Source organism: Streptomyces sp. NPDC060064, assembly GCF_042736455.1.
GTDB lineage: Bacteria > Actinomycetota > Actinomycetes > Streptomycetales > Streptomycetaceae > Streptomyces.
In genome coordinates this window covers 67,674-85,714 of the sequence record NZ_JBHWWF010000030.1, presented here as the reverse complement: position 1 = coordinate 85,714, position 18,041 = coordinate 67,674, and the positions used below count along the sequence as shown (strand labels likewise).

At 69.0% G+C, this 18,041-nt stretch carries 9 protein-coding genes and 1 pseudogene; 3 read left to right on the top strand and 7 right to left on the bottom strand.

Features of this window, described 5'->3' with window-relative positions:
• Positions 1 to 6: 6 nt before the first annotated feature.
• From ACFWDI_RS30095 to ACFWDI_RS30075, 5 genes are all read right to left on the bottom strand, one after another.
• Positions 7 to 369 (bottom strand): hypothetical protein, encoded by a 363-nt coding sequence (locus ACFWDI_RS30095; protein ID WP_385308768.1) that lies wholly within the window; start codon positions 367 to 369, stop codon positions 7 to 9.
• 67 nt (positions 370 to 436) lie between these two features.
• Positions 437 to 1,387: a DMT family transporter gene (locus ACFWDI_RS30090; protein ID WP_385308766.1), complete on the bottom strand. Its 951-nt coding sequence runs from the start codon at positions 1,385 to 1,387 to the stop codon at positions 437 to 439.
• 331 nt (positions 1,388 to 1,718) lie between these two features.
• Positions 1,719 to 1,949, bottom strand: a complete 231-nt coding sequence (locus ACFWDI_RS30085) for a hypothetical protein (RefSeq protein ID WP_385308764.1) — start codon at positions 1,947 to 1,949, stop codon at positions 1,719 to 1,721.
• 20 nt (positions 1,950 to 1,969) lie between these two features.
• Positions 1,970 to 4,297, bottom strand: a complete 2,328-nt coding sequence (gene malQ / locus ACFWDI_RS30080) for a 4-alpha-glucanotransferase (protein ID WP_385308762.1) — start codon at positions 4,295 to 4,297, stop codon at positions 1,970 to 1,972.
• Positions 4,298 to 4,492, bottom strand: coding sequence for a hypothetical protein (locus ACFWDI_RS30075; RefSeq protein ID WP_385308761.1), 195 nt, complete (start codon positions 4,490 to 4,492; stop codon positions 4,298 to 4,300).
• Between the two features lie 253 nt (positions 4,493 to 4,745).
• Between ACFWDI_RS30075 and ACFWDI_RS30070 the strand changes: the two genes are divergently transcribed.
• Positions 4,746 to 7,694: a beta-N-acetylglucosaminidase domain-containing protein gene (locus ACFWDI_RS30070; RefSeq protein ID WP_385308759.1), complete on the top strand. Its 2,949-nt coding sequence runs from the start codon at positions 4,746 to 4,748 to the stop codon at positions 7,692 to 7,694.
• Positions 7,695 to 8,007: 313 nt separating this feature from the next.
• Here ACFWDI_RS30070 and ACFWDI_RS30065 read toward each other — a convergent pair whose 3' ends face one another.
• Positions 8,008 to 8,544, bottom strand: coding sequence for an HNH endonuclease (locus tag ACFWDI_RS30065; protein WP_142217192.1), 537 nt, complete (start codon positions 8,542 to 8,544; stop codon positions 8,008 to 8,010).
• Between the two features lie 241 nt (positions 8,545 to 8,785).
• Between ACFWDI_RS30065 and ACFWDI_RS30060 the strand changes: the two genes are divergently transcribed.
• Positions 8,786 to 9,850, top strand: coding sequence for a mechanosensitive ion channel family protein (locus tag ACFWDI_RS30060; protein ID WP_385308757.1), 1,065 nt, complete (start codon positions 8,786 to 8,788; stop codon positions 9,848 to 9,850).
• Positions 9,851 to 9,986: 136 nt separating this feature from the next.
• A pseudogene (locus ACFWDI_RS30055) lies at positions 9,987 to 10,348 on the top strand (tyrosine-type recombinase/integrase); the annotation flags it as partial.
• A 651-nt stretch (positions 10,349 to 10,999) separates the two neighbouring features.
• On the opposite strand, the gene ACFWDI_RS30050 reads toward ACFWDI_RS30055, so the two are convergent.
• Positions 11,000 to 17,923: a polymorphic toxin-type HINT domain-containing protein gene (locus ACFWDI_RS30050; protein WP_385308755.1), complete on the bottom strand. Its 6,924-nt coding sequence runs from the start codon at positions 17,921 to 17,923 to the stop codon at positions 11,000 to 11,002.
• Between the last annotated feature and the right edge of the window lie 118 nt (positions 17,924 to 18,041).

Sequence of the window (18,041 nt, the reverse complement as noted above, 5' to 3'; positions counted from 1 at the left end):
CCGGTGCTATCCGGCCGACAGCGCCGCCTCCGCAGCGGCCAGTTCCTTCTCCGGGGCCGCCATCCGGGCGAGGACATCCAGATCGTCCCGGCTGTAGCGGCTGCGCACATCCTCGGCGGCGGAGCGGTAGAGCCGGTCGGCCTCCGCGCGGCTGCCGCGGATCTTCCGGTACCGGGCGAGGGTGTAGGCGGAGAACGCGTCCCCCGCGGCCACCGCCCGCTCCCAGTACGGAATGCCTTCGTCTACGTGTCTGCGGAGGACGAAGAAGTCGGTGTGCCTGCGGGCTGTCTGCGCGTCTCCCGCGAGCGCGGCGGCGACGAGCCCCTCACCGTGGTGCCGGATGTCCTGCGTCGGATCCTGTTGTGCCATGCACGTGATCGTTCCAGGCACCGACGACGCCCCGCCAACAGGCCCCTGTTCGGCTTCCGCTGTGCGGCTACCGCTTCGTGGCCCTGCCCGCCGCACCGCCCGACGCCCCCAGCATGACTCCGCCGAGGATCAGCACCATGCACAGGATCTGCGTCGGGCCGGTCGCCTCACCCAGGAGGACGAAGGAGAGCACGGCCACACAGACGGGCTGCAGGTAGTAGACGACTCCGGCCCGTGCCGCACCGAGCAGCGCGATCGCCTTGTTCCAGGAGAAGAAGGCGACCGCGGAGGAGAAGACACCGACGTACACCAGCGGTCCGACCGTCCCGGCCGTTGGCTCGAAGCCGCCTTGGAGGGCCAGGCCGGCACCGAACGCGGGAGCCAGCATCAGCGCCCCGATCACGAACGTGGTGAAGAGGAAGGCGAGTCCGCCGATCTCGGCGGGACGGCGGCGCAGCAGTGCGCTGTACGAGGCGAAGCTGAGCGCCGCGGCGAACATCCACAGGTCACCGGCGGCGAAGTCCAACGACAGGGATCCCTTGCCGACCAGCAGCAGAACTCCCGTGCAGGCGACCGCCATTCCGACCGTACGGCGCACTCCCAGCCGCTTGCCGCCGAGGCGTTCGTACACCGCCATCAGGACGGGCGAGGCGGCCATGATCATGCCCATGTTGCCGGCCGGAGTGGAGAGACCGGCCTGGTTGACGAGGGTGTTGTAGACGGTGACGCCGAGCAGCGAGGCGAGGGTGAGGTAACCCGAGTGGCGTCGTATCAGCGCCCGTTGCCGCCAGGTCTCGCGTGCGGCGAACGGCGCGACGGCGACGATCGCGACGATCCAGCGCCAGAAGGCGGCCTGCACGGGCGGTACGGAGTCATGAAGGGCACGAGAGGCGACGAAGCTCCCCGACCAGACGACCGTCGCGACGGCGGCGAGCAGGAGCCCGAGGCCGGAGGCCTGGCGCAGCTTCTCCGCCGGGGTTGTCGCCTCACTGCTGCGGACGCGGTCCAGGACTGCCATCGGTATACCCCTTGCCTCTCCCCCGCCGGGGGATCTCTCGGTTGCGCGAGCTACCGTCGCACCGGCGGAACGCTTAGGTCCATCGAATACTTTCGACGATTATTTGAAGGAAAACTGAAAGGTTTGGGCGTGCGTGCCCGTGGACCGGTACCGGCCGGGATCGTGCGCCATGAGATCGCGAGCGCCGTGGGGTCCCCGCGCGTCATGAGGGATCGCGAGCGCCTTGGGGGCCCGCGCCCGCCGTGGGGGGCCGCGACATGCCAAGGGCGCCCTGGGGTGCGTACACACCCCAGGGCGCCCTGGACGAACCGTTCGGGCTACTGGGAGCCGGTCAGCTCGGCTTCTTGGACTTGTCGAGGACCATCACCAGGCCCGCGATCACCGCGAAGAGGGCGAGCGGCGCCACGACAAAGAGGCCGACCGTCTGGATCACGCTCAGGCCCGGGCCCGGGTCGTCGCCGTCGTCCCGGGTCAGCGCGAGCGCCGGCGACGACAGGAGCAGCATCATCAGCGTCGTACCGGCCGCGACGGCGCCGGCGCGCAAAGCGTTCTTCTTGTCCACGGTGCCAACGTAGCGAACGGCTATCCCGGGCGCGCGTCCGGGGGTGCCGTACGGGCACCGGGCCCGCGCCCGGGACCGAAGACGTCCGCGAAGACGCCCATCAGCGCGTGCAGCCGGGGCGAGGCGGCCAGCTCCTCCAGCGTGAGGGGATGGCCTTCGGCGTCCGCGACGGGCAGCCGCCAGTTCGGATACTGGTCCCAGGTGCCCGGCAGATTCTGCGGGCGCCGGTCACCCACCGCGTCCGGCAGCCAGACGCCGACCATCCGGGCGGGCGTACGCAGCAGAAAGCGGTAGACCGCGCGGATCCGGCCCTCCTCGTCGCCGCTGCCCTCGGGCAGCAGGCCGAGGCCGCCGAGCAGGCCGAGCCACTCGGCGACATCCCCTGCGTCCTCCGTGCGCTCCTGCTCCAGGGAACGGGTCAGCAGGCCGAGGCGGTGGCGCAGCGCCACATGCTCGCCGGTCAGCCGGGCCGCCGTGGACGGCAGATCGTGAGTGGTCGCGGTGGCCACACATCCGACGCGCCACTCCTCGGGCGGCAGCGGACGGCCGGTCCCGGCCCAGTCGCGCTCGAACCAGAGCACGGAGGTGCCCAGCACGCCGCGGCGCGTCAGCTCCTCGCGCACACCCGGCTCGACCGTGCCGAGGTCCTCCCCTATCACGACGGTGCCCGCCCGGTGGGCCTCCAGGACGAGCACCGCGAGCATCGCCTCGGCGTCGTAGCGGACGTATGTGCCGTCGGTGGGCGGGCTGCCCTCCGGGACCCACCAGAGGCGGAACAGGCCCATCACATGGTCGATACGCAGCGCGCCCGCGTTGCGGAGGAGTCCGCGCAGCAGCCCTCGGTACGGGGCGTATCCGGAGGCGGCCAGCACGTCCGGGCGCCACGGGGGCAGGCCCCAGTCCTGGCCACGGGCGTTGAAGGCGTCCGGCGGGGCGCCGACCGACATCCCGGCGGCAAAGGTCTCCTGCTGCGCCCAGGCGTCCGCGCCGCCCGGGTGCACGCCGACGGCCAGGTCGTGGACGATGCCGACGTCCATGCCCGCCTCGCGGGCCGCCTGCCCGGCGGCGGCCAGCTGCCGGTCGGTCAGCCAGGCGAGCCTGCTGTGGAAGTCGACCCGGTCCATCAACTCGTGTCCGGCGCGGGCGGTCTCGGGCGAGCGCGGGTCCTGCAGTTCCACCGGCCAGGTGTGCCATTCGGGGCCGTGCACCTCGGCGAGGGCGCACCAGGTGGCGTGGTCCTCCAGGGCCTGACCCTGCTCGGCGAGGAAGTCGCAGTACGCGGCGCGGCGTCCGGGCCCGAGCGGGACACGGTGCACGATTCCCAGGGCTTCTCGCTTCAGCTCCCAGACCGCGTCCCGGTCGATCAGCGCGCCCTTCCGCAGAACGGATTCGCGCAGCCCGGCGCCCTTGTCACGGAGCTCCTCCAGCCGCCGCCCGTCCCGGGCGCCCGCGTACGCGTATTCGGGGATGTCCTCGATGCGCAGATGGACGGGGTCGGGGAAGCGACGCGAGGACGGCCGGTACGGGGAGGGGTCGGTGGGGGTGCCGGGTACGGCCGCGTGCAGCGGGTTCACCTGTACGAAGGAAGCCCCGAGCGACCGTCCGGACCAGGTCGCCAGCTCGGCCAGATCGCCGAGGTCGCCCATGCCCCAGGAGCGGGTGGAGAGCAGGGAGTAGAGCTGTACGAGAAGGCCGTGCGAGCGGCCGTCGGGCTGCGGCACCCGGTCGGGCGCGACGACAAGGCTGGACCGGGCGACCCGCCCGTCCGGAGACTCGGCCGACAACTGATGAACGCCATACGGAAGTTGCTGCCAGGGCTGGTGGTCCTCGGGGGCAGCCCCGGCCCCGCCGGAGGCGGCCGGCGCCGCGGGTGCGGCGGCGGGTTCGCCGCGCGTCGCGTCGGGCGCGGGGACCTCTTCCGCCTCACCGCGTAAGGCGGCCTCTTTCTCGTCGCCGCGTAAGGCGGCCTCTTCCGCCTCGCCGCGCAACGAGGCCTGATCCGCATCGCCGTTCGTCGCGGCAGCCGCAGGCCCGCGGATCAGCCACTCCACCTCCGCGCCCTGTTCCGTCTCGACCCGCAGGGTCGTGCCCGCGGGCAGCTCCGTCAGTGCTGCCGGAACCTCGCCGCTCGCGCTCCAGAGCACGACCGTCGGCGGCAGCAGCCGGCCCGTGGCGGCGGACTCGGCGCGGCTCAGGGCATCACGAACCCCCGACGCGGTGGACGCGTCGACGCCGAGTGCGGCGAGGACCGCGACGACCGTCGCGTCGGGGACCGGGACGGTGACGCCCTCGGAGGGCGCGTAGGAAGTGGCGACTCCGTGCAGTGCGGCGAGCCGGGCAAGGCCCATTCAGACTCCTGGGGACTCCACGCCGCCGGCCGTGCCGTGGGCCGTCGGCTCGCTGGTGAGAGGTGCACTGTCGGTGAGCGGCGGTTCACTGGTCAGTGGGGCGGCGTCGGCGAGCGGGGGTTCGCTGGTCAGCGGGCCGGGACCCGGGACCTGTTTGGACAGGGCGGACAGCAGAAGGTGTGCGGATGCGGCCATGGTGGTCACTCCAAGCGGACGGTAGTGGGACATCAGCAGCCCTACCCAGCGGGCACGGCCGCAGACGTACACGATCAGTCAACGTGTTCCGTGTCACATTCCGTTCCCTGTGGGGGAGTTGAATCAAATCAACCAAACCGCCCATCACATAAGTCAAAAGGTGCACAACGGCCACTCGCATTGACACCCTCACTGTGGTGGTGGTGGGCTCGAAGCCGACCGGAGCGACTGGGGAGACTGAGGGGAGACGGGCGTGCGGCTCGCGCGCGGGAGGCGTACTGCGACAGCCGTCGCGGTCGCTGTCATCGGCAGCCTGCTCGGCGGCGCGCACGGCGCGGTCGCCGCCCCGGACGACCCCGGCTCCCCCGCCACCACCGCGCAGGACCCCGAGGGTGAGGCCGCGCTGCCCCCCGTCTGGCCGCGACCGCAGACGATGCGGGCGGCGGGATCAGCCGTTGCGCTGGGTGAGGAAGTGACTGTCGTCGCGGACCGCGGCGCCGATCCGTACGCCGTCGAGCGGCTGACGGAGCTGCTGCACGCGTCCGGCGTACGCACCGTGCACACCGCGCTGCCCGGCCGCGGCCCCGTCCTGCGCATCGGCGGCACCGGCGCATGGGACGCGCTGCGCGCCCTGCGCGCACCCGAACGCACCGATCTCCCCTCCGGCGGCTACCGGCTCGCGGTCGGCCAGGTCCAGGGCCGGGACACCGTCGCGCTCGACGGCGTCGGTGAGGACGGCCTCTACCACGGCGTCCAGACGCTGCGGCAGCTGATCGTCCGGCAGACCGTCGCGGGAGCCGACCGGCGGACCGTCCCCGGAGTACTCGTACGCGACTGGCCGGGCACGGCCGTACGGGGCATGACGGAAGGTTTCTACGGACAGCCGTGGAGCCATCAACAGCGGCTGGCACAGCTGGACTTCATGGGGCGTACCAAGCAGAACCGCTATCTGTACGCGCCCGGTGACGACCCCTTCCGGCAGGCCCGCTGGCGCGAGCCGTATCCCGCGGCCCAGCGAGCGGAGTTCCGCGAGCTCGCCGAGCGCGCGCGCCGCAACCACGTCACGCTCGCCTGGGCCGTCGCGCCCGCGCAGGCCATGTGTCTGGCCAAGGACGGCGACGTCAAGGCGCTGACGCGCAAGATCGACGCGATGTGGGCGCTGGGTGTACGCGCCTTCCAGCTGCAGTTCCAGGACGTCAGCTACAGCGAGTGGCACTGCGATCAGGACGCGGACGCCTTCGGCTCGGGCCCCGAGGCGGCGGCCAGGGCGCAGGCGCGCGTGGCGGGCGCGGTGGCGCAGCATCTGGCCGACCGACATCCGGAAGCCGCGCCGCTCTCGCTGATGCCGACGGAGTTCTACCAGGACGGTGCCACCGACTTCCGGCAGGCGCTCGCGAGCGAGCTGGACGGCCGGGTCCAGGTGGCGTGGACGGGTGTCGGGGTGGTGCCGCGCACCATCACAGGCCGCGAACTGGCGGGGGCCCGGGAGACGTTCAAGCATCCGCTGGTCACCATGGACAACTACCCGGTCAACGACTACGCGCAGGACCGGATATTCCTCGGCCCTTACACGGGCCGCGAGCCCGCCGTGGCGACCGGCTCCGTCGCGCTGCTCGCCAACGCCATGGAGCAGGCCTACGCGTCCCGCATACCGCTGTTCACCGCCGCCGACTACGCCTGGAACCCGAAGGGCTACCGCCCCGACGAGTCCTGGCAGGCCGCGATCGACGATCTCGCGGGCGGCGACACGAAGACCCGCGAGGCCATGCGCGCGCTGGCCGGCAATCACGCCTCTTCGATACTCAGCCCCACCGAGTCCGGTTATCTGCAGCCGCTGCTGAAGGAGTTCTGGCGGTCGCGCACGACGACGGACGCGGCGGCCAGGGACCGGGCGGCGGCGTCGCTGCGCGCCGCGTTCACCGTGATGCGCGAGGCCCCGCAGCGGCTGGCACGGCCCGCCGACGGCCGTCTCGACGATGAAGTGCGGCCGTGGCTGGAGCAGTTGGCGCGGTACGGCCGGGCCGGCGAGCTCTCGGTGGACATGCTGCAGGCGCAGGTGCGCGGTGACGGCGCGGCGGCCTGGCGGGACTCGCTGGCTCTGGAGCCGCTGCGTACGGCCATCAGGGCGAGCCGGGCGACGGTCGGCAAGGGCGTACTGAAACCGTTCCTGGACCGGGCCGCGAAGGAGTCGGCGATCTGGACGGGTGCGGACCGCTTCGCGGACACGGCCGGCGAGGACACGGTCCGGCTGGACCGGCCCAGGCCCGTCGCCTCGGTGAACACGATGACCGAACCGTCCGCGGGTGCCACGGGCTCCGGCGGCCGGGTGGAGGCGCATGTCCCGGGCCAGGGCTGGCGCACGCTCGGCCCTCTCTCCGCCGGCGGCTGGACCGAGACCGACGCGAAGGGCCTGCGGGTGGACGCGGTGAGGGTCGTGGCGGACGGGGACGATCCCGTCGCCGTACGGTCCGTGGCGCCCTGGTTCGCCGACGAGCCGCCGGCCGGCCTCGATCTCGTACGCGGCGAGGCGGACGCCGAGATCGGCGGCGGCCCGCAGCGCGCGGGCGTCCGGCTGACCGGGCGGCGACCCGCCGAGGTGCGCGGCGAACTCACCGCGAAGGCTCCGGCCGGCATCAAGGTGAGGGTCCCGAAGCAGACGACGGTGCCGCGCGGGCAGCGTACGACCGTGCCGGTCGAGGTCACCGTCCCGGCGGGCACACCGGCCGGTGAGTACCGGGTGCCACTGTCCTTCGCGGGCCAGGAGCGCACGCTGACGGTGCGTGCTTATCCGCGTACCGGGGGCCCCGACCTCGCACGCACGGCAGGCGCCGCCGCCGCCTCGTCGGGCGACGAGACGGCCGACTTCCCGGCGTCGGCGGCGCTCGACGGCGACCCGAAGACCCGCTGGTCCTCACCCGCCGAGGACGGCGCCTGGTGGCAGCTGGAGCTGAAGCAGCCGGCCCGGGTCGGGCAGGTGGTGCTGCACTGGCAGGACGCGTACGCGACGAAGTACCGCATCCAGGTCTCCGCCGACGGCCGCACGTGGCGCACGGCCGCGACGGTCAAGGACGGCGGGGGCGGGCGCGAGAGCGCGCGTATGGACGCCAGGGACACCCGCTTCATCCGCGTACTGGGCGACGCGCGCGCCACCCAGTACGGGTACTCGCTCTGGTCGGTGGAGGCATACGCCGTCACAGAGTGAACGGCGCCGCCGAGACCTGCCCGGCCCGCCGCCCGGCCGCTCGGCGAGCGAGCACCGTCGACCGTCGACACGCACTCAAGGCGCCCCAGGCCCCTGGCCAGCCCCGGGGGGCCAGCCCGCGGCCCCCACCGCCCGGCGAGCGAGCCGAAGGGGCGCGCGGCTGTCGAAAGGGAGAGCGCGCGGAGGCCGCGAGGGACGAGCGGTCGAGCACGGTCGACCGTCGACAGACGCTCAAGGCGCCCCGGAGGCGAGCCGAGCCCCAAAAAAGAAGGGGCGCCCCGGAGGCGAGCCGAGCCCCAAAAAAAGAGGGACCTCAGGCAGAGATGCCGTCGATCCGGGCCATCGCGTCGTCCGCGCCGTACGGCTGCAGATATGGCAGCCAGCGCGGGTCCCTATGCCCGGTCCCGATGATGCGCCACGCGAGCCCGCTCGGCGGAGCGGGATGCTGGTGCAGCCGCCACCCCAGCTCCCGCAGATGCCGGTCCGCCTTGACATGGTTGCAGCGGCGGCAGGCCGCCACCACGTTGTCCCAGGCGTGCTGTCCGCCACGGCTGCGCGGAATGACATGGTCGACGCTGGTTGCGACGCCACCGCAGTACATACAGCGCCCGCCGTCGCGGGCGAAGAGTGCTTTGCGGGTAAGCGGAACGGGCCCCCGGTAGGGGACCCGCACGAACCGCTTCAGCCGTACGACGCTGGGTGCGGCGATGACACGGGTCGCGCTGTGCATGAAGGCGCCGGATTCCTCGAGGCAGAGGGCCTTGTTCTCCAGTACGAGGATGAGCGCGCGGCGAAGCGGTACGACGCCGAGGGGCTCGTACGACGCATTGAGGACCAGAACGTGCGGCACGGTGGATGCCTCCTTGTACGCCGGCGGCGCGTGGCTCGCGCCGGGACGATCTGCTCTTCAGTGTCTCCTCATGCCAGGTCCGAGCGCCACCACGTGCGGGTAACGGGCTCGAAGTGTTTTGCAGCACACCCGCTTCATCCCCAGGTGAGCCTCGTCTCTCCCTCGAACACCGCGCCCGAGCACACCGGATGCCCCGTTAGGGTGGTTGGTCTGCCACCCGCTATGCCTGGAGGTTCCGCTCGTGTCCTGGTCCGTCCTATTGGCCGCCGATCCGTCATCCGAGCCCGGCTCGCTCGACGAGGCCGCCAAGCAGGCAGGAGACGCCGCAGGCTGGGTGGAGCAGAACTGGTCCACCTGGCTGAACACCAGTCTGCGCATCGCGCTGATCCTGGTGGTCGCGCTGGTGCTGCGCATGTTGCTGCGCCGCGCCCTCACCAAGCTGATAGAGCGGATGAACCGCTCCGCCCAGGCGGTGGAGGGCACGGCTCTCGGGGGCCTGCTGGTCAACGCCGAGCGCCGCCGTCAGCGCTCGGAGGCCATCGGATCCGTACTCCGCTCGGTCTCGTCCTTTGTGATTCTCGGCACCGCGGGCCTGATGATCCTCGGCGCCTTCAAGATCGACCTGGCCCCGCTGCTCGCCTCCGCCGGTGTCGCGGGCGTCGCGATCGGCTTCGGCGCGCGCAACCTGGTCACCGACTTCCTCTCGGGCGTCTTCATGATCATGGAGGACCAGTACGGAGTCGGGGACAGCATCGACGCGGGCGTCGCCTCCGGCGAGGTGATCGAGGTGGGCCTGCGCGTCACCAAGCTGCGCGGCGACAACGGTGAGATCTGGTACGTCCGCAACGGCGAGATCAAGCGCATCGGCAACCTCAGCCAGGGCTGGGCGACGGCCTCGGTCGACGTCATGGTCCGCTCCTCGGAGAACCTGGACCATGTCAACTCGGTGATCAGCGAGGTCGCGGACGATCTGGCGAAGGCCGAGCCGTGGAACGAGCGGCTGTGGGGCCCGGTGGAGACGCTGGGTCTGAACGAGGTGCTGCTGGACTCGATGACGGTGCGGGTCGCGGCGAAGACGATGCCGGGCAAGGCACTGGGCGTGGAGCGGGAGCTGCGCCGGCGGATCAAGCAGGCCTTCGACAAGGCGGGCATCCGCATCGTGGGCGGCCTGCCGCCGGTGCCGGAGGAGGCCGCGCCGGCAGACCCGACGGCGGGGATGGCGGCGCCTTCGGCGTACGGGTCGGCGACCTCGCCGCAGTCACTGGCGGCGACGCCGCTGGCGCCTCCGACGAGCGTGGCCAAGTAGAACTACGCACAGGAACGGGCGCCCGGGCCGCTACCGCCGGGGCGCCCGTTCCGTGCGTATCGCTGTCTGTCGGCCTCTGCCTGCTGCTTCCGCCTGCTCAGCGGACCCAGCTCTTGAGCGGCTCGGTATCCAGAGAACGGGCTGGAAAGAGAGCCGGCTCGTCTTCACCACTGGCGGCCCGCTCGATCCTGCCAACCTCACCCGGCGCTTAGGTCGACTCCTCGACCGAGCAGGGCTACGCCGCATCCGCTTCCACGACCTACGGCACTCCACTGCCACCCTGCTCCTGGAGCAAGGCATCAACCTCGTCGTCATCAAGGAAACTCCTCGGCCACGCCCACATCGGCGTCACCGCATTCGGTATACGCCCACGTCCGACTCCGCCTCCAGCGCGACGCCATCGACCTGCTCGGCAACGCCCTCCGCAACCCCGCCAAGATCACCAGCGGGCCCGACGACAGCGGCGAACCACCCCTGTGCGCCACACCCGTCCGCTGACGTTGCCGTCAACTACTGCCGTCAAGACCCACTGAAAGCCCACCAGGATTACCTGGTGGGCTTTCAGATTTGCACTCACGACACTAGAAACCGGGTAGCGCTACCGCAGCGTCAATTGCATGCCGAAACTCTCTCAGAACACCCAATCAGAGACTCTTCTCAGATCTGGCTGCTGCGCGCACAAGGATCACGATCCTTGCCGGAGAATCTCCAGTTCACGAGTCGGGAAGGCGATTCCACTCCACGCTCTTGAATATGCGGCAGTACTGCCGCACCGAACCAGCACGTCGTCAGCCATGACTACCACGCTGCGAATAAATGCACGGACGTCAACTCGACCGCGCCATCGCAGAATGCCACCGCTCCAGCGGCGGGACTCTGATTCCATGTCCGCGAATTGGACGACCTGCAAGTATGCGTCTTCGTCCGCTCCCGTAAAGAACAGGAAGGTACCCGCGGGCTCGGCAGGAAGGAAGGCTGTTGCCGAGCTTGACCCCAGGCTAAGGTCGATGGCCGCTTGCACCACAGAACCGAGACCATCTCCAACGTATGTGGTGTGTACTTCGATGGTCTCTCGCGGAAAGTGTAGAACGAGGTCGGCCGAGCCGGTCCGCACCATCTTCCAATGCAGAGAAAATTGCTCCATTGCCATCACCTTGGATAGGCGGTACGTAGAGATCCGTCTGGATTGAGTATCACTTCGACGCTAGTCTCACCTCGCGACCCAACGGGGTAGTCGAAATCGTGTGTGTGCATTGTCCCGTCACGAGGGCGCCCAGCTGCATCGGGAGTATTTCGCCTCCCCGGCGTTTTTGAGGCATCCTCAATCAACTCTCCAATTTCATCCAGATCCATATAATTGGAGAAAGTTGTGTTTCCTTGCGTCACTCCTGGACTTCCATCTACGTGCTCATCCAGCACGTGTTGCCAGCCATCCCCATCAAAGAGATTGCAGTTGCTGTTGTGAACGAGTACTGGAGTCTTGCCCGCCAGCACATAGTACGTGTGTAGGTCGTCGACGGTGAGGTTGTAGGTGCGGGCGCGCTTTGCAAAGGCGCGGTTGGCCTGCACCGTTGCGCGAGATCCATCGACCGTGAGCAGCGTCATGCCCGATCGGAGCTGACCAGCCTGCACCCACTTCTTTTCGGAGGGGGACCAGAAGGGGTGCTCGTGTGTGGCTGTGAGCTTCTCGTCGCCCTCGTCTGTCGCGATGGTCAGTTCGTTGAAGAACTTGTCGTCCTCGGTGACGATGAGGCGAGTGACTTTACGCTTGCCGGTTTCACCGGATTCAGGGTCTGTGGCCAGGACCTCGTCACCCTGCTTGACGTCCTCGATGTCCTTGGCCGTGCCGTCCGCCATGAGAACATCGGTACCTGCCAGGAAACACTTGCAGCCCACCGGCTTGGGAGCCGCCCCCTTTCCCGCCCCCTTTCCCGCTCCGTTAACAGCATCCTCGACAACACTGACAGCCCCTTGGGCCGCCTTCGCCGCAAACTTCAACTTGGCAGCAAAGGCCAGGTCTATGCCAAATTGCAAACAGGCCCTGGCGTCACCCGATTTGCAGGCTTCGAAGGAATCCAGCCCGATGAATTCCTTCCCTCTGGCGGACAGCCAAGCGACCCCATCCGGTACGGGGTCGCCGTGATAGACGTACTTCTCGTCTATCGCGGAGCCATATCCCGTGCCACCAGCCGTACTGCAGCCGGTGTATCCGCACCGATAGTCAGCTGCAGGAGTGCCTACGTCCGTAGAGGCCGTTCCGCCGGTGCTGCCCGACGCTGTTCCACTACTGGTCGCGGGGTTATCCGGAATTACGTAATTCTTGCCAGGTATAGCGGACGCACAGCCTGAACCGTGCGGATCACGCCCTGAACACAGTCCACTCGGGTCGCTGACAGTTGCAGGGTTATTCTCCACATAGGTGTAGCCGTTGAGGGATTGGTGCTTATTGGCCTCGAACATGGGGTCGACGCTGATGAACTGGCCGATGCCTGGGTCGTATTCGCGGGCGCCGATGTGGGTGAGGCCCGTTTTCGAGTCGGCCGGCTTGCCGAGGAAGGCCTTGTCGTCCGGCCACGTGGCCGGTGCGGTGCCGCGGGGAGCGCCGAAGGGGGTGGTGTAGCGCTTGGTGACCGTCATGGTCGTGGCGTCGAGGGCGAGGCTTGAGGTGCCGTGGTGGTCACCTGCCAGGAAGGTGAGCTTGCTGCCGGTGACGCCTGCCGTTGCGGTACGCAGGGCGATGGTCTGGCCTGCGGCGGTGTAGTAGCGGGTGCCGGTCAGGGTCTTTGTGGTGGCCTTGGTGGTGAGGCGGATTTCGGTGCCGCCGAGGTAGAGGACGGTGTCGCCGTCGGCGGTGGTGTTGCGGCGGATCAGGAGTTCGCCGGACGCGTCGTAGAGATAGCTCGTACCGGTGGCGGGCTTGGCGCCGGCTGCGGGTTCGCTGCTGCCGACGAGCTTGCCTTCGGTGTTCCAGATCAGACTCTGCTGGGCCTGGGTTCCGGGGCGGCTGGTGGTGTTGCCCGCTGGGTCGTAGACGTAGGTGGCGGCCTTGGCGCCGGTGGTCTTGGCAAGCGGGTGCGGCTGTCCTGTCGGGGTGCCGTAGGTGTAGTCGGTGGTCTTGTCGCCCGAGGTGGTGTGCTGAGTCTCGGACTTGCGCTGCCCGGCGGCGTTGTAGGTATAGCTGGACCAGTAGGGGGCTGCGCCATCGAGGTTCGCAGTCGTGCGGCCGCCGGCGGCACAGTCGGCGGTCTTCGGGGTCCATGCCTCGGTCAGGCGGCGGTGGCCGTCGTAGGTGAAGCACTGGTTGTCGGTCTTGCCGGTACCGCCCAGGGTGCTGCTGTCGAAGATCTTCGTGACATTGCCCGCCTGGTCCTGCGTAAAGGCCAGATCCTGCAGGCGGTATCCGTGGATGTCGGAGTTGACGAAGGAGTTCTTCAGACGGCGAGTGCCCGACTCGTAGGCGTAGTTGAGGTAGAGCTTCTTGGTGGACGTCGGGTCGGTGGCGAGGTCAAGGCGCATCAGGTCGCCGAGCGGGGAGTAGAAGCCGCCTTGGAGAAGGCCTTTGGACGTCTGCTGCAGGCCGACGCCGGTGAAGTTGTAGGTGTTCTCCACGACCTCGGATGGCAGACCCGCGACGGCCGGGCTGGTGGATGAAGCGATGGTGCCGTCGAGGAAGTAACTGGTGGAGAAGGACAGGGTCTGCGGGACGCCGGCGGCCACCAGGGGTTCCTTGGTGCTGTCGGGGAGGATCAGCTGGCTTCCGGTGACCTGATAGAGGTTGTCGTAGCCGGTGACCTTGCTGGTGTAGGCCTTGCCGGTCAGGCCCCCGTCGTAGCGGACAGCGGTGTCCTGCTGGCCCTTCCTGAGTGTGTCGAACGTCCAGGCGGCGAGCTTGGTTGCGTCCGTCTTGGTGCCGTCCCACAGGCCGGTCCTGCGGCCGAGAATGTCGTACTCGGAGACGAGTGTCTTGCTGCGGGCCACGTCAGTGGTGCTGATGGCCTGGTCGAGTTCATTGAAGGCCGTGGTCGATTTGCCCTTGTCCGGGTCAGTCTCTTCGATGGGGCGGCCGAACAGGTCGTAGCTGTATGTCCACTTGGCCTGGTCGGGGCCGGTGACGGTCTCCTGCTGGCCGGCCGGGGTGTAGGTGAAGGTGGTCTTGGTGACGTCGCTGCCGGTGGGCTGCGTGCCGCCGTATTCACGGCGTTCGGTGGTCTGGCCCAGGGCGTTGGTGACCACTGCGGTGGCCTGGCCGCCGGACGGAGCGCTGCTGGCGACGGTGTCGCCGGTATAGGTGGTGTCGGTGGTCCAGAGCGGGACGTTGTAGCTCTGGGTGACGGTGGTGGTCGGGCGGGCTGCGCCGTCGTAGGTGGTGACGGTCTCCATGGGGGCCTGGCCGCCGTCGATCTCGACCATGGTGCCGGACGGGTTGGTGGCGTTGGCCCAGATGTCGCTAGAGGCCTTCACCGCAAGTCCGCGCTCGTCATAGACGGTCTGCGCGATGACGCTGCCACCGGACGGCGAAGGCGTCTGGACCTGGCGCGGGCGCAGGAGCGAGTCGAAGATCTCGTACGTGGTGTTGTAGCCGGAGCCGTTACCGCGGGCCGTGGCGGTCGACACCCACGGCAGGCCTGAGGCTGTGATGCTGTAGTTGTAGATGTAGTTGGCCGGTGCGTTCAGCAGTCTGAGGCGGTTGGGCAGCCACACGCTGCTGACCCGGCCGAGCGCGTCATACGTCGACTCAGTGACCTTGTTATTCGGGTCGGTGACCTTCGTGGCAGCGCTGGTGGCGAAGTCGACCAGCGTGGTGGTCTTGTAGAGCTTGGCATCCTCCACCGAGGACGATGTCAGCGGCCCGGCCGCCACCGGGTTGTAGGTCATCTTCGCGGTGGTGGTGTCGTCAATGTCCTTGACCGTCAGCAGACGGCCCAAGACGTCGTAAGTCGTGGTGGCCACCTTCTGCCAGACCGGCTGATCGTCCGTGCCGTATCCCTTGGCGCGGCCCGTCCACAGCGGCTCGCCCTTGGTCGGCGTCTGCGTGGCCGTCCAAGTGGTGGTGTCGTAGGCGATGGCGGTGTCGGAGATGACATCACCAGGGCGCTTCGCATCAGCGGGAAGGTCGAGCTGGGCGTCCGTAGTCCCACATGGCTTGCCTACCGTGCGGGTGCGGGAGGCCAGGGAGTTGATACCTAGCGCGTCATTGCGGGCGTACCAGGTGCGGGTGCACGTCTCGTCGCCGCTGACTGCGTCGTCGCCCTTGTCCTCGGCCGTGTCGGCCATGCCATACGCGTCGAACGTGGTCGCCGTGGAGCGCACCCGATCGTGCGGGGTACCGCCGCCCGTGACATTGGTGCGGGCGTGACTTGCGCCGGTGCGGACGTAGTACGCCTCAGTGTCGGCATAGGACTTGTGCTGAGTCGCGGTGCGCTTCGACCAGGGATCGTTGATGCTGCCGGAGACTTCCTGAGCTCCGTTGTAGGTGACGCTCTCACGGGTGAACCCGGCGTACTGGTCGGCATCAGTGATCCCCGCAGCCTTGATGCCCCCGGCTGTGACGCTCTTGCGCTGGTCCGGGTCGGGGGTCTTGCCATCCGCTCCGAGGACGCGGTCGCCGTTCATGCCGCGCATGTAGACGTTGACCGTCTTGGACTGGGTCTTGCCCGGCAGACCGGTGACGTGAGTGACCTTTTCGAAGCCGCGCCAGATCGACCAGGTGCGTTCCTTCTCCTTGGTGAACGGGTCGTCGTTGTAGTGCCAGGCCCCGCCGCCGGAGTAGGTGTAGGTGTGCTGCACGGCTAGTGCGCCGCCGTACGCGTCCTTGGTGGAGACGACCTCGACCGGGTACTTGTGGAACCAGTCCAGGACCGGGTCCTTCTCGCCGTTCGGGGACCAGTACACCGGGTAGCAGCGGCGGGTGTTGGTGTCCACCTTGGGCATGGTCTGCCCGGCCAGGCAGTCGGCCTGCATGTAGCTGACGGTGGTCTGCGCGCCGGCCTCGGAGGTGATGGCCTTCAGGCGGGGCTTGGTCAGAGGCAGGATGTCGTCGGTGGCGCCGTCAACCCGGTTGGGGCGGGACTCGTGGTCGAACTTGACCGGGTCGAGCTCGAGGTCGGTGCCGCGCTTGCCGGTGTGCCGGATTTCGTCCAGCCACAGCGTCTGGTCGGTGGAGTCGCCGGTGTCACCGGGGTCGAGGTACTGCTGCTTCAGCTCCCAGGCATCCACGGACGCGAAACCGGGGGTGGCGGCGGCCGCATCCCACGCCTGGGTGGCGATGCCGGTCATCCGCTTGCGGGTGTAGAAGGAGGGGCCAACATTGCCGGTGCACTTCTCACCGGCCTTGCACTCCGCGTCGAACGGCACATCGGGCCAGTTGTCGCGGGTCGCGTCGGTCAGGGAGCCGCAGTCCCCGGTGATGCAGCGCTCGGCGTAGCCGAAGGCGACCTTGTTCGACGCGGCCGGGGTGGCCGTGAACAGGGCGTCTGCGCGCTGCCCGTAGCGGATCTCCTGAAGGTAGCCGCCGCGGGTGTAGGCGGTGCCGTTGTTGTCGTCGCCGAGCATGTCGTAGTGGTTTTGCTCGGCGACGTACCAGTAGGACATGGCGTTTTGGTGGGTGTCTTCGACGTAGTCGAGGTTCCACCGCCAGGCCTGTGTCTTGGACCGGCCGGAGAAGCTGGTGCCGTCGGCGTAACCGGGCTCACCCGCATCGTCGCCGAAGACCGGAACGGTCCACACCGAGTTGGTGCGGTCGTTCGCTCCCGCGCCGGCGAGCTTGTTGAGGCCGAAGACGTACTTCGTGCCGTCGCCGGTGGTGACGGTCCAGTGCTCGCCGTTGTCGTCGCCGTTGTCCGCCCCGGTGGCAACGGTCACCGTGGAGGCGTCGTCGTTCTTCAGCCGCCACTTACCGGTGGTGTCGTCCTTGACGAGCTCGGTGGCCTTGCCGTTGAGGACCAGGGAGGCGTTGTCGTACTTCCAGCACAGATCGAACTTGTCACTCTGGCCATCGTCGTCACAGGAGCCGTACTTGCGCTCGACGTAGGACGAGGTGATGTCGAAGCCCTCGCCGATTACCGTGCCCTGGTTGTTCGTGGACGCGGTTCGCCCATCGACGCTGCCGGAGTCGTAGGAGATCTTCAGGTCCGGCTTGGGGCCGGCCGCGGACGGCGGAACGCGCAGCGGGTAGGACCAGGTGAACGTGCCGGAGGAGCCGCCCGCCTCCCAGGTGGAGGACGCAGCGAGCGGGGTGGCCTTGTAGTCGCCGCCCCCGGACTTGGTGCCTGCCGCGAGCGCGAGAACCATCGTCTCGCCGACACGGGCCGTGGGCCGGCCCGAGGAGACAGCAGCCGGTTTGAAGGCCAGGGGCGCTTCGAGGCTGTTGTTCTTGCGCTGGTTGGTGAATCCCAGCGGGGTGCGGGTGCGGCACTTCGCTGCGGTCGGTGTGGTCAGTGCGCAGCTGGGCAGGCGCAGCGCCTGCAGGCGCCCGGCCCAGTCCCCGCCGTAGGCGGAGGCGAACGCCTGGTAGTTGATGCCGAGTTCGGCCGAGCCGCCGGTGAGCGGGCCGGTGGCGGTCAGCACCACGCCCTTCACGCCAAGCGCCGTAGCCTGCTTCTGGTCCAGAACCTTGACCACTACCGAGCCGGCGACCGGGGGCCTTCGCTTGCTCGTGCTTTTTCCCTTGGCAGGCTTCGGGTGGCCGAGGGTGACCGGCAGCTTGCCCGGGGCGGCTTTCGCCACACCCGTGGTGGTCAGCGTCAGGGTGGACTGTCCGGCCGATGGCCAGGTGACGGTCTTCGCCCGGTCTTTCTTCGCGCGGGCGATCTCTTCCTTGTCGGCGGCCGCGGCCTTCTTCACGACTGCGGCGGTCTTCGTATCCACCTTCGCGGTGAACGGCGACACCTTGACCGACTTGAACTTCGGCAGGGCCGACGGGCCCAGCGGATCCGGATCAGCAGCCCACGCGATCGGCGTCAGCAGGCCCGGCACCATCGCGAACCCGACAATCGCGGCGAGCCGCCGCGTCCACCCTCTCCTCGCGCCGGACGCGCGTGCGCCCGTGCGGCAAGCCCTACCGAAGTTCGTCATGTCCCGCCCCTGGTGTGTGCGGCCCGTCCGGGCCGCGGCTTATGCCCCGGCCGGAGGCCGGGTTCATGCATGTGTTTGGGGCAGGCCCGGGCGCTCATACGGGCCCGGACCTGCACTA

Bases quoted from the DNA above. Each gene is read 5' to 3' on its own strand.
- ACFWDI_RS30095 (WP_385308768.1), bottom strand. From the start codon at position 369: ATGGCACAACAGGATCCGACGCAGGACATCCGGCACCACGGTGAGGGG.
- ACFWDI_RS30090 (WP_385308766.1), bottom strand. From the start codon at position 1,387: ATGGCAGTCCTGGACCGCGTCCGCAGCAGTGAGGCGACAACCCCGGCG.
- malQ (WP_385308762.1), bottom strand. From the start codon at position 4,297: ATGGGCCTTGCCCGGCTCGCCGCACTGCACGGAGTCGCCACTTCCTAC.
- ACFWDI_RS30075 (WP_385308761.1), bottom strand. From the start codon at position 4,492: ATGGCCGCATCCGCACACCTTCTGCTGTCCGCCCTGTCCAAACAGGTC.
- ACFWDI_RS30050 (WP_385308755.1), bottom strand. From the start codon at position 17,923: ATGACGAACTTCGGTAGGGCTTGCCGCACGGGCGCACGCGCGTCCGGC.